We start from the raw sequence: 12,591 nt of genomic DNA, 5'->3' as shown, positions 1-12,591 counted from the left end.
CGTCTAAATGCGCTCTGGTTGCAAAAGTCTAATGTTGCATCACCGTAGCAAAAACGTCTTTATGATAACATAGGAAAACACAACACTGTCATTTTGCAGGTGGTGCGCTGTGAAGTCGGTTAATTTTATTAGTAGGGATGAAGTAAGCCCATGAAACTCACTTGGTATGGTCATTCGGCCTTTAAGATCGAAACTGGTGAAGCCTCGATCCTGATCGATCCGTTCTTAACCGGCAACCCCATGTTCCCGGCTGATTTGAGCGTCGAACAGGTGGCGGACGGGGTAACACACGTCATTCTCACTCATGGCCATGACGATCACATCGGCGATAGCATTGAGATCTTGAAATCAACCGGGGCGTTGCTGACGGCGAACTTTGAGATCTGCATGTGGGCGACGCGGCAGGGCATTGAAAACATCAATCCCATGAACTCCGGTGGCATGGTCGACACTGGCTCGTTCCGGGTCGGTATGGTCCGCGCGGATCATTCGTCCTCCAAACAGACCGACGGCGAGGCGATTTATCTCGGCAATCCCCATGGCGTGATTGTTGAAACGCCGGGCCAAAAGGTGATTTATCACATGGGCGATACGGATATTTTTTCCGACATGGCGCTCATCAATGAGATTTACCGGCCGAACATCGGTCTGGTGCCGATCGGTGACCGCTTCACAATGGGCGGAAAGACAGCCGCCATGGCCTGCCAGCGCTTTTTCAAGTTCGACACAATTGTGCCCTGCCACTATGGCACGTTCCCGATTCTGGACCAGAACACGGACACGTTCTTGAGTGCCATGGGCGAGGACAGCTCGAAAGTTGCCGCTGTTTCACCAGGCGCATCGATCGAGATTTAGGCGCAGAATAGGCCGTTTGAAAGGTCTAGAAATGGCGGGGCAGGGTTGTGAAATGTCCTGATCTGCAGGTTTCTTGAACTTGAAAAACGAAACGCAGGAGAACGCATGCGGCCGGTCGTCTGGATTGCAAGTCTTGGACTTGCCTTAAACTTGGGTCTGTCCTCGAGCCTTGCCGCGGACAAGGCGATTACGCCTGACGGAAAGCCTGCGCCCTCGCAACCAGCTGCCAAACCCGGATCCGAAGCGGCTAAAGCTGCTGAAGAAACAACGAAAACGCCGTACGACAAGGTTCGGGACGTCTTTTCTGGAGATAAAACGGTCGCTGGCGAGACTGTCCGGTTTCCGCAGGAAAACCCATCGGTGCGCTCCCTTGTTGTCACCATGGCGCCGGGCGAGGCAACCGATTGGCATCAACACCATGCGCCGCTTTTTGCCTACATACTGGAAGGCGAGATAACCGTGACCTATGAGGGGATCGGCAAAAAGATCTACCGGAAAGGTGAGGGGCTGCTGGAAGCCATGAATGTCACCCATCGCGGTGTAAACACTGGAGACGGTCCGGTGCGGATCTTGGCTGTGTTCCTTTTGGGTGACGATGGCAATGCGACGGTGCTGGAAGCGGCGCCGGGCGGCTGGAATAAAACCAAGATCGAGTAAAACCGCTTAGCCCTGACAGTTTCCTTTAGCCGCGCAAAAGCTTGGCTGGCTGTGGCGTGGGCGGTTGCCGGCACCTTTATTAGATTTGTGATTGGAAACAGATCAGAGATTTCCCTTGCGGAAGGGGAAATGCGCCGTCAGTATGAGCCATGGGGGAAATACCTACGATCCCGGTTTGGTTTTAGCTGAACGGAGCATCGAATTTCATGCGCAAACGCTTTTCAGTGCTTTTGATTAAACCGTCGCACTATGACGACGAAGGCTATGTTATCCAGTGGCTGCGGGCACCGATCCCATCCAATTCCCTGGCGTCCGTCTACGGTCTGATCCAGGACTGCCGCGACAGAAGGGTGCTGGGAGATGACGTCGACATCGAAATCGAGGTGATCGACGAAACCAACACCAAGGTTGAAGTCAAAAAACTCATCCCGAAATTGAAGCAGGCCGATGGCTGCCTCGTGGGGCTGGTCGGTGTGCAGACCAATCAGTTTCCGCGGGCGGTCGATATTGCCAGGGAATTTATTGCGTCGGGTATCCAAATCGCGGCCGGTGGATTTCATGCAGCTGGCAGTATTGCAATGCTGCCCGAGGTGCCGCCGGAAATCACAGCGGCGCAGGAGTTGGGACTGACCATCTATGCCGGTGAAGCGGAAGGGCGCATGGATGCGCTTTTGCAAGATGCCTGGGAAGGCGACCGGAAACCGCTCTACAATTTCATGAAGGATTTGCCGAGCCTGGAAAATGCCGTTCAACCGATCTTGCCTGCGGATGCGGTGCGAAAAATGGCTGGCGCTTACACGAGTTTTGACGCCGGGCGCGGTTGCCCGTTCCAGTGCTCGTTTTGCACGATCATCAATGTCCAGGGCCGCAAATCCCGCTTCCGCACGCCCGATGATATTGAAGCTATTATCCGCGCCAATGATGCGCAGAACATCCATCGCTTTTTCATCACCGATGATGATTTTGCCCGAAACAAGAATTGGGAAGCCATTCTTGATCGCCTGATCTGGCTGCGCGAAGAGGCGGGTCTCAAATTCAAGCTAACGTTGCAGGTCGACACGTTGTGTTACCGCCTGCCGGGCTTCATTGAGAAGGCGGCGCGGGCCGGCTGTGCACGGGTGTTTATCGGTCTGGAAAACATCGATCCGGATGCCTTGTCGTCTGCGAAGAAGAAGCAGAACAAGATCTGGGAATACCGCAAGATGCTGCAAGCGTGGAAAGACGCAGGTGTCATCACTTACGCTGGTTACATTCTCGGCTTTCCGGATGACACGCCAGAGAAAATTGCCCGCAATATCGAGATCATCAAGAAAGAGCTGCCGCTCGACCTCATTGAGTTTTTCTTCTTAACCCCGCTACCGGGATCCGAAGATCACAAGGTTCTGGCCTCAAAGAATGTCTGGATGGATCCGGACTTTAACAAATACGATCTCAACCACCGGGTCACGCATCATCCGATTATGTCAGATCAGGAGTGGGAGAAGGTCTACTACGACAGCTGGAAGCAGTTTTATACGACCGAGCATGTCGAGACGGTTTTGCGGCGGGATGCGGCGCGCGGCGCCCGGACCAAAGCGCTCTATTCCTCGATGATCCATTTTTTGGGCGCGATCCTGATCGAAAAGGTGCATCCGCTTGAATGCGGCATCGTTCGCCGCAAACATCGCGACCAGCGCCGGTCCGGCATGAAACTGGAAAACCCGCTGATCTTTTATCCCAAGCGGTATGCAGAAGCGCTGTGGGTCGGCTTGCGCTGGGCGGCTTTGTTCCTGAAATTCCGTCCGGCGATGAAGCGCGTTCTGGCCGATGAAAACCGCCGGAACTACATGGACCTGGCGCTCACACCCACCACCGAGGCGGAAGAGAACGAAATGGAGCTGATCCAGGTTTTCAAAGAGGCTATTCCGAAAACCCACGGCGCCCCGGACGTTGCCGGGAAGGTGACAGCCGCTGAGTAGGGGGGGATAGATTAGCTTTGGGTAGTGCGGAGAGTGCGGAAAACTTCTCCATCATCTTGTCATCCCTGCGAAGGCAGGGATCCAGTAAACTTTTGAAAATGTAGGTGTCCCAACACTGACGATGCAGGATACTGGGTCCCAGCCTGCGCTGGGACGACAATTGAACGTGCCAAAAGTTTGTTTCGTGTGAACTAATGCCCCACCGACTTGGAAAAGACGTTGATCACAATGACCCCGGCGATGATCAGGCCAAGGCCGAGGAGGGCGGGGACATCCAGTTTCTGATCAAAAAGAAACCAGGCGACCATTGTGATCAGAACGATGCCTGCTCCGGACCAGACCGCATAGACGATGCCCGTCGGCAGCACACGGATCGGAAACGACAGCAGCCAAAATGACAGCGCATAGCCGGCAATCGTGATGACCGTCGGCAGCAGCTTGGTGAAATTCTCAGCCCTTGCAAGAGCGGAGGTCGCAATCACCTCCGCGACAATAGCAGCCCCCAAAAACAAGTAGGTGCTGAGTGTAACCGCCTGCATCAGAGTTTGTTCAACAATGCTGGCGTCGGCCAGGCATCGGCCGGCATGCCGAGTTTTTGCTGCACGGCCTGAACGGCGCCGCGGGTGCCGGAGCCCAAAATGCCGTCGATCTTGCCGACATCATAGCCCATGTTCCGCAATTTGGTTTGCAGCTGTTTCATCTGCGCATCGTTCAGGCCTTGATCCGGATTTCCAGCGTTGTAGCGTGGTGCACCGGCCAGCCGGGTTGCGAAATAGGCAGCCGATGTCGTGTAGATGAACGACTGATTCCATTCCAGATAGATGTTGTAGTTCGGATAGGCGAGGAAAGCCGGTCCCTTGCGGCCCTGCGGCAGCAGCAGTGAGGCCGGCAGATTGCCGGATATCTGGCCCCAGCGTGGCTGCACACCGAGCGCGGCCCAATCGCTGCCGGACTTTGTTTTGCCCAGGCCGGTCTCCGCCCAATTGAGGTTTTTGGGCACAGTGACTTCCTGCAGCCACGGCTGGCCTGCCGTCCAGCCGAGATGGTTGATGAAGGCGCCCGCCGTCAGGATCGCATCCGGTGCACTTTTCTTAAGGCGCACATGGCCGTCACCATCACCGTCCTTGCCGAACTTGATGATGTCTTCGGGCAGCATCTGAACCATGCCGATTTCCCCGGCCCAGGCGCCGGTGGTGCGGCGCGGATCGAGATCACCATGTTGAACCATTTCGATGGCGGCGATCAGCTGGGGACGGAAGAGTTCCGGACGGCGGCAGTCATGAGCCAGTGTTGCCAGAGCGTTGACTGTGTTGAAGTCACCCTGGACAGCGCCAAAATCGGTCTCCAATGCCCAGAAGGCGGTGATCACAGGTGCCGGGACGCCATATTCGCGTTCTGTGCGGTCAAAAACGCTGGAATATTTTTTCATGTTGGCGGCGCCGTTTTTCATCCGGTAACCGGAGATCACCCGCTTGGAAAAATCCAGGAATGTCATCTTGAAGACGCCTTGCGCCCGGTCGCGGGACAGAACCTTGCGGTCGATCTGGGCGCCTGACAGTGTCTGATCGGCGGCTCTGGCGGACAGGCCTTTTGAAACGGCTTCCTGTTTCACACCCGCCAGAAACTGCCGGAAGTCGCCGCCGCATTGCTGGGCTGCCGCCGGTGAAGCGGCAAGCGTAAAACTCGCCAGTGCGGCTGCGGCAAAGAGTTTACTGGGCAAAATACGGCCGGTCATGAACCTGTCCTGTCGTCAAAGAGCATCTTGTGACCCGATTGGGCCGGAATAAATCGATGCTCAGTTGAAGGTGGTTCGTTTTAAAGGTCAACCGTTTCCAGAGCGCGAGGTGCACTCATCCACGATAGACGCAACGTTTTGTTCGGGTTAGCGGCAGTTCCGGCCACCGGAACCGGCCATTAGGCCGCCATCTGGGGTGACTTCCATCGGTTTGTTGACCCCGACAGAAGACCGGCAGCCAGTCCCCGGGCCGGATGGGTTGGGCGCTGCAGATGCGCCGGAGGTTTGCTGGCGGCAGATCTGGTAGGCCATGTCGTACAGCGCCTGCCAGCCTTGCGGGATGGAGCCGAGGTTGTTGAGAACACCAAGCGCACCGCCAGCCCTTGCACCGCGCTCGGCACCGCCCGTCAGAGGATTCCACTGACCACCTGCGACAGCTCCGGCCATGCCACCGGAGACCGCATCACCGACCATATCGCCGCTGCCAACGTGGGCATTGGCATAATCGGTGGCATAGACGACGCAATCGGTGCCGCCGGCGAGTGCCTGAACCGGCATCAGCAGAAAGGCAGCAAAGGCACAGTACTTCAGGGTTTTTCCATCCATGATTGCGTCTCTTGTGGTTGGTACCAGGATAAAAGAATAGGGGCAGGGCCTTAACAAGCCTCTACAAGTTGGCCGCTGCCCGGTCTTGTGCACTTATCGCTGGACGAATTTCTGGCCGACAAAACCAGTCTTGCCCTCATAGACAATTTCGCACCACCATTTGCCGCAAGTCTCATATTGGATTTCGGTGCCTTCCGGGACTGTGCCGATGATCTTGCCGTTTTTCTTGTCCGTTTGCCGGAGGTTGACAGAGGCCGTCACAATGCCTGAGTTCGACGGACCTGCATCCTTGCCGGCTGTTGTTTTGGAGGGGGCTTCTGAGTGGTGCTCCTTCTGGACCTCTTGCTGAGGGAGTTCCGGCCTTTTCCCGCCATCACTTTTGTCCGGCAAGGAGGTGTCAGAAAGGGTCGGCTCAAGCGTTGCTTTCGCTGGTTCTTTCAATACAGCAGGAGGGATCGAGCCTGTTTTGGGGATCGCTGCCAAGGCTTCGGGTGGCGGCGCGAGGGGAAGGGACGGGACATCGGCCGTTGTGCTTGAAGATGGAATGGTCGATTGGGGAGCAGTGCGCCCGGAAATATCGGTCGACTGGTTCCGAGATTTTGGAGATGTATCTACAAACGCCTGCCGGATGCGATCCTTCGCCTTTTCAATTTGTTTCGGTTTGGCTGAGTTGGGGGATGACGAACTCAGAGACGTGGAAACACCTGCGAACCGGTCTTCTTTTGGGGCAGCGGAAATGTTCGTAGTCTGAACCTCCAACACCTTTGTGTCTGCATTGCCCACCATATCTGGTAGTCCCAATGCAATGGCTCCGCTGCCCGCGGCTGCCAGAAGAACCGTACTGGCAAGAAGGGCTCTAAACGAAGGGCCATAACGCGTCGGTTGGGATGGGCGAAAAGTCTGTTGGTGGTCTTTTGAATGCCATTCGCTAGCTGAATCTGAGGCAAAGACAACCGGCATTTGCAGCAGATCATCATCTTCCCAACGCAGTTCCGGCCGTTTTGTGCGCTGGGGAAGAGCGGCATCATTTGCCGCATGCAGCTGCAAAATTCGGGCGGCCAGCTCACTGGGATCGTGCTCATCAGATCCAGCATGTAGGCGATCAATGGGTGTTTCTGTCTCCTCACCAAGGTCTTTTGTTAGGTCTGCCTGGATTGAGAAAGACTGTTCTTTTGCATTGTCCGGTGTGCCCTCGGTATGAGGATCGCAAACATGAGTTTGGGCGGATACAGCTTTCATAAAAGCCCTCCATTGGTTGCGGTGTGGCACGCGCGGAGCGTTTACCGTTTTAAGACTTGTGCAATAAGCCCGCGCAATGCGCCTGCATGCGGGCCGGAATGCGGCGGCTCTGGGGAGTTTTTGGGCATTTTCGGCGATGAGAGATTGGGGCAAACCTGCCGTTTGTTTGCAAATGCCTAACTTGTGGGTGCCAAACTGTCAGCAAAGGTGACGTGCGGCGCAGGCGAAAAACTTCTTACCTTGGGCGGCACAAAGACAGATCTAACTTGGGCAAAACACGATGATGCAATTGCACGCGCGGTTGAAGAAAATGGCCGGAGCGGTTTTGGGCAGCCTTCTTATCAGCGCCGCGTCAACTCAGGCCCAAGAAACACCAAAACTGACCGTAGGGCTAATGGCGACCCTATCTGGGCCTGCTGCCATTTATGGCGAACATATGCGGGACGGCTTCATGCTGGCGGTCAAACAGTCCAATGGCGCCCTGGGCGGACTGGAAACCAATGTTCTTATTACAGATGACAAGCTTGATCCGGATTATGCCGCCGACAAGGCCATGCAGCTGATTGAGGTCAACGGCATTGATGTTTTGGTCGGAGTGAATTTTTCAAAGGTCATGCTGGCGGTTCATGATCCCGTCGTTCGGTCGCGGACCTTGTTTATTGGTACGAGTTCCGGTCCGGCCCCGATCGCCGGGCGTGCCTGCAACCGGTATTTTTATTCGACCGCCTCGCAGGACGATCAGGTTCATGAAACCATGGGCCGCTATGCCAGCCTGAAAGGGTACCAGCGGGTTGTCACCATAGCTCCGGACTATGAAGCTGCCCGTGATGCGATCGCGGCCTTCCAGCGGCACTTCAAAGGACAGATCGCACGGGAACTCTACCCGAAACTGGGGCAAACTGAGTTTTCCAGTGAGTTCGCCCAAATCGAGGAGATTGGTCCGGATGCCATATATGCCTTCATGCCGTCAGGTATGGGGGTCGCCCTTGTGCGTCAGTTTCACACATCCGGCTTAAAAGGGCTCATCCCATTTTTGTCGGCCCGCACCATCGATGGTGTGTCTCTGCCATATCTCGCGGAAACCGCGGAGGGGTTGATGTCGGCGTCGCCTTGGGCCCCCAATTTGGACAATCCCGCCAACAAACGCTTCATGCGTGAGTTCTACCGGGCGTACGGCTATCAGCCGTCTGTCTATGCCGCACAAGGTTATGATGCGGCGAAGTTTTTGCATTTCTCGCTGGAGCTGACCGGAGGTCTCAAAGACACCGAAACGCTGATTTCGGCGATGAACGCTGCGCCCTTTGAAAGTGTGCGCGGTGATTTCCGCTTCAACGACAATCAGTTCCCGATCCAGGACTTTTATCTGGTGGAAGGCGTGCGCCGGACAAGCAAGCTCTATGAAATGGAGGCGACTGCCCGGGTGTTCGACGATGTCGGGGATGCCTATTCCGGATCCTGCCGGATGTAGTTCTTTTTGTTTTCAAACTGCCAGCGCGGCATTGCATAGGCGTTGGGCGTATTCAGCATTAAATTATCTGTTTCGGACTGACCGGTCCGAAAAATTCCGACCAAGCCTTGTAATTGCGGAATGGCCGGTCCATATCCCATTTCATGAGCGAGACAGCCGACATACAAAAGACCACCACCCGCGGGCAGGGACCTGGCCGGCCGCGGGAATTCGACGAAGCGAAAGCGCTCGAAGTGGCGTTGAATGTGTTTTGGCAAAAAGGCTTTGAAGCCGCGTCTCTTGAAGACCTCACCAAGGCAATGGGGCTGAGCCGGTCAAGCTTCTACGGGACCTTCGGCAGCAAACAGGCGCTGTTTCAGCGGGCATTGGCGCATTATTCGCGCAATGCTCTGAACAACCTGCAGGCTGTCGCCGATACCTCCGGAGAAGATCCTGTAGGGGCGATGGTCGAAGCACTCGCCAATCCTCAGGGCGGCTCCCGCGGCTGCATGCTGATCAATTGCATCACAGAATTGGCGCCGCATGACGAAGAAGTTGCCCGCATTGGCCGGCAGCATCTGGAATCCATTGAGGAAATCTTGGCGAAGTCCATAGATCCGGAACATCCGGAGGCTGCCCGCGATAGCGCCAGCGCCTACGCCTCGCTCGCAATCGGAACCTTGGCATTGCGCAAAGCCGGTTTTCCGGCTGAGAGGATTGCCAAGACACTCGCTCAGGCGAAATCGGTCGTGTCCACATAAGGAAACACAAGTTTGCCGCCAGCATCTCGAGAATGATGTTGATGGCCTAAATATGGACTGAAAAGTCCAAAAATAAAGTTCACTGCATTGAAATCTTAAAAGGAAACATGATGTCCGACACAACGTTGTTTTCTCCGGCTAGTGCCGGAGCCATAGATCTGAAAAACAGAATAGTCATGGCACCGCTCACCCGGAACCGAGCTCGGGCCGAAGACGATGCGCCGTTTGAATTGCAAGCCAAGTATTACGAGCAGCGTGCTAGCGCGGGCTTGATCATCACCGAGGCCTCGCAGATTTCCCCGCAAGGGAAAGGGTATGCCTGGACCCCTGGCATCTATTCCGACGCTCAAATCGAGGGTTGGAAGAAGGTTACAGATGCGGTTCACGCCAAAGGCGGCAAAATCGTCATTCAGCTGTGGCATGTCGGCCGGATTTCTCATCCGGTTCTTCAGCCGGGCGGGGCAGATCCGGTGGCGCCATCTGCGATTTCAGCGGAAGCAAAGACTTTTGATGGGCAGAGCTTCATTGAAACCACAACGCCGCGAGCGCTTGAGACCGGCGAGATTGCTGGCATTGTTGAGGACTATCGCAAAGCCACTTTGAACGCCAAGGCCGCCGGTTTCGATGGTGTCGAGATTCACGCGGCCAACGGATATCTGATCGATCAGTTCCTGAAGGATGGTGCGAACCAACGGACGGATGAATACGGCGGCTCGATCGATAACCGGACCCGGTTCTTGAAAGAGGTTGTCGATACTGTGACCGGTGCCTGGAGCGCGGACCGTGTCGGGATCCGGCTAAGTCCATTCTCCAATGCTAATAACATTACTGAGAGCGATCCGCAGGCGGTCTTCACCCACGTGATAAAGCTGCTCAATGGATACGGCCTGGCGTATCTCCATCTTGTCGAAGGCCAGACAGGCGGCCCACGTGAGATCCCAGAAGGCGGTGATCTGGCAAAGCTCTATGCCCTGTTTGACGGCGCGAAGATGGGCAACAACGGGTATGACCGGCAGATGGCGTTGGATGCTATCGACGATGGTGGTTTGGATCTGGTTGCGATCGGCCGTCCGTTTATTTCAAATCCCGATCTGGTTGATCGGCTGGAAAAGGATGCACCGCTCAATCCGCTCGACCCGGAAACGCTCTATGGTGGCGGCGAAAAGGGATATCTCGACTACCCGACACTGGCCGAAAGCGCTGTTGCTGCGGAATAACAAATTCTGAATTTCAGGCCGCCTGACATCCACAAATCCAGGGCGGCCCGAAAGAAGCCGGTGCAGGGGAGATCCTGCGCCGGTTTTTTTATCCAAGCATCACAAAAACGTCGGTTAACAGTTCGTCTTCCGGGGTGGTTGCGGGATCGTTCACATAGATTTCCCAAGCCGGTGCGCCAATGATTAAACCATTCTGCTCCGCATAAGCCATCATCAGGCCATAGCTGTCGCGCAGTTTCGAATAGGCGCCCTTGTGCTGAAAATAGAGCACTTCTCCGGTCGGCGTTTGGTCGAACTTGACCGGGTCGGATGCTTTGGCGGCCGCATCAGGAGCGACGGAAAATCCGGCCTGAAATGTCATCTGCTCCGGATCATAGGTGTGATAGACCGCCAGCGCCTTACCGGTTGTCGCAACACCGTTTGATTGCAAAAACTCCCAGACCGTCTGAAAAGCTCGTCCCATCGCAGCGCCGATGTCTTTCGGGTCCATGCTGCAGGTTTCCTGTATGTAGAAATAGGGGATTTCTTGGGTGGTCACCACTTTGAAGTCCGGCATTGCGCTCTCCTTTTTTCACAGGATTACAATTTTCAATACACTAGGATTTTCTGCGGACTTGTCTTTGATGCCTGTCAAATATGACAGTATAAGGCTTGGGCTAAGAGCTGGGATTCTGAACAGGGGTTTTGAGCCGGCGGGCAAAAGGAATGTCGGCGTCTGTGTGTTTCAGCTGACCCCTATTGCCGGGTTCATGGGTTATGATTTTGTTGCCACCGTTTTTGCGGGCCTGATGCAGACAATTTCCTGCAATTTCCAATGCCCTTTGAAGCGGTGTTTCGTTTGATCCGGCAAAAATGCCGGCGCTCATTGTGGTTGAAACCTGCGAACCGGATGCCGAGCGGCTTTTTGTGATCAGTGTTTTTGAAATCCGGCGGGCATAGGAATTCGCCCCGGTTTGATCCGATTGCGGAAGGTAAAGCGCAATTTGTCCATTTCGATCTACACCGGCAATGACGTCCTGAGGAGTTGAAAAACGGGAAATCTGGGCAAACAATTTCAATAGAGCGTCCATCATGGATGCGCCGTAGCGCTTTTCGATAGACCTCAGATCGTCGATTTCCATCAGGACAAGGGCATAATTCGTGATTGGTAAGCTGTGCTTTTCAGTCTGAACTGATGCTGTTCTGAGAAAGCCCCGTTGATTGAGAAGGCCGGTCAAAGCGTCCTTTTCGGATTCTTCTCGAAATTGCTGCCGTTGTATCTCGAAAATCGAAACGCTGATCCCGACAACCTTGATCACAATCGTTCCGATCAACACGAGCATGCAGATTTGCAGGTGCATCGTTTCATAGGAAACCAGCAATGAAGGGTACTGTTGTTGTAGGTGTGGAACGATAAAACTCACACGGACAACAGCATCAAGAACAAAAGCCACCGTTAAAAACCAGCTGCTGATCTGTTGGCGGTCTAATTGCAGACTTTCACGCAGACACAGCAATATGCCGATTAGACAAAACACATTTACATAAATCACCCGGAGAAACGTATCTTCGCGAAAAAAATCAAAGCTATACAGCGCAAACCAACCGACTGTTCCTAGTACTGGCAAGGAGAGGTACGGCATCTTCTTGTTGTTCAACAACGCCGTTGCATTTGGTGTCAGTCCAAAGCTGATTGTTAAAAACGCATTTGCGGCAACAATGCTCAGATAATCGGGAATGGCACCGCGCTGCCCGATCAACAATGCACCTAGCCCGGATAACAGCAGGCACAGCGACCACAGTCCCCATCCGGCCCGAATTGTTTTGGGAATTGACCGGACTGTAACTGCAAGGACACCAAGGATGAGGGCACCAGTAAAGTACCCTTGAGTGACCACCATAAAGAGGGTTTTGACGTCCAGATTCATAAAATATGTGATCTTCAAGACGGAAAGTGACGGAATCGGAAAGTTGAAAATGTATACAACAATTCGCCCTTTGTGTCCCTGATATAGTTGCGGGATAGGTGGTGCAGAGCATCGGCTTTCGATGGAAGTATCTGGAAATGAAGATAAAAAATATTCAAAGATTATGAGTTGAATATCCAATATCCAATCAATTTGTGGGGAGCGATGTG

General features: G+C 54.4%; 12 protein-coding genes. 6 read left to right on the top strand and 6 right to left on the bottom strand.

What is annotated here, in order from left to right; translation table 11 throughout:
* Positions 1–150: 150 nt before the first annotated feature.
* The 3 genes from FJ695_RS20120 (at position 151) to FJ695_RS20110 (ending at position 3,470) form a co-directional block, all read left to right on the top strand.
* Complete coding sequence (locus FJ695_RS20120; RefSeq protein WP_141187098.1) at positions 151–855, top strand: metal-dependent hydrolase; 705 nt, start codon at positions 151–153, stop codon at positions 853–855.
* A 105-nt stretch (positions 856–960) separates the two neighbouring features.
* Entirely contained in the window at positions 961–1,512 is a 552-nt protein-coding gene (locus FJ695_RS20115; RefSeq protein WP_141187097.1) for a cupin domain-containing protein, read from the top strand.
* Positions 1,513–1,718: 206 nt separating this feature from the next.
* Positions 1,719–3,470 (top strand): radical SAM protein, encoded by a 1,752-nt coding sequence (locus FJ695_RS20110; RefSeq protein ID WP_141187096.1) that lies wholly within the window; start codon positions 1,719–1,721, stop codon positions 3,468–3,470.
* 191 nt (positions 3,471–3,661) lie between these two features.
* On the opposite strand, the gene FJ695_RS20105 is transcribed toward FJ695_RS20110, so the two are convergent.
* From FJ695_RS20105 to FJ695_RS20090, 4 genes are all read right to left on the bottom strand, one after another.
* Positions 3,662–4,009 (bottom strand): SMR family transporter, encoded by a 348-nt coding sequence (locus FJ695_RS20105; protein WP_141187095.1) that lies wholly within the window; start codon positions 4,007–4,009, stop codon positions 3,662–3,664.
* Positions 4,009–5,205 carry a lytic murein transglycosylase gene (locus FJ695_RS20100; RefSeq protein ID WP_141187094.1) on the bottom strand — a complete coding sequence of 399 codons (1,197 nt, stop codon included), beginning with the start codon at positions 5,203–5,205 and terminating at the stop codon, positions 4,009–4,011. Before FJ695_RS20100 ends, FJ695_RS20105 begins: the two co-directional genes overlap by 1 nt.
* 147 nt (positions 5,206–5,352) lie before the next feature.
* Positions 5,353–5,811 carry a hypothetical protein gene (locus FJ695_RS20095; protein WP_209010745.1) on the bottom strand — a complete coding sequence of 153 codons (459 nt, stop codon included), beginning with the start codon at positions 5,809–5,811 and terminating at the stop codon, positions 5,353–5,355.
* A 93-nt stretch (positions 5,812–5,904) separates the two neighbouring features.
* Entirely contained in the window at positions 5,905–7,050 is a 1,146-nt protein-coding gene (locus FJ695_RS20090; protein ID WP_141187093.1) for an SH3 domain-containing protein, read from the bottom strand.
* A 280-nt stretch (positions 7,051–7,330) separates the two neighbouring features.
* Between FJ695_RS20090 and FJ695_RS20085 the strand changes: the two genes are divergently transcribed.
* The 3 genes from FJ695_RS20085 (at position 7,331) to FJ695_RS20075 (ending at position 10,475) form a co-directional block, all read left to right on the top strand.
* A complete protein-coding gene (locus FJ695_RS20085) occupies positions 7,331–8,518 on the top strand; it encodes an ABC transporter substrate-binding protein (protein ID WP_141187092.1) in 1,188 nt (395 codons plus the stop codon).
* A 143-nt stretch (positions 8,519–8,661) separates the two neighbouring features.
* Entirely contained in the window at positions 8,662–9,258 is a 597-nt protein-coding gene (locus FJ695_RS20080) for a TetR/AcrR family transcriptional regulator (protein WP_141187091.1), read from the top strand.
* Positions 9,259–9,368: 110 nt separating this feature from the next.
* Positions 9,369–10,475 carry an alkene reductase gene (locus FJ695_RS20075; protein WP_141188842.1) on the top strand — a complete coding sequence of 369 codons (1,107 nt, stop codon included), beginning with the start codon at positions 9,369–9,371 and terminating at the stop codon, positions 10,473–10,475.
* 88 nt (positions 10,476–10,563) lie between these two features.
* Here FJ695_RS20075 and FJ695_RS20070 read toward each other — a convergent pair whose 3' ends face one another.
* Both FJ695_RS20070 and FJ695_RS20065 read right to left on the bottom strand, forming a co-directional pair.
* On the bottom strand, positions 10,564–11,031 hold the full coding sequence (locus tag FJ695_RS20070) for a GyrI-like domain-containing protein (protein WP_141187090.1): 468 nt from the start codon (positions 11,029–11,031) through the stop codon (positions 10,564–10,566).
* Between the two features lie 100 nt (positions 11,032–11,131).
* Positions 11,132–12,562, bottom strand: a complete 1,431-nt coding sequence (locus FJ695_RS20065; protein WP_141187089.1) for a GGDEF domain-containing protein — start codon at positions 12,560–12,562, stop codon at positions 11,132–11,134.
* Between the last annotated feature and the right edge of the window lie 29 nt (positions 12,563–12,591).

Origin of the sequence: Labrenzia sp. PHM005, assembly GCF_006517275.1 — a bacterium.
Taxonomy (GTDB): Bacteria; Pseudomonadota; Alphaproteobacteria; order Rhizobiales; family Stappiaceae; genus Roseibium.
The sequence above is the reverse complement of the archived record's forward strand: the minus strand, read 5'-3'. Positions and strand labels throughout refer to the sequence as shown.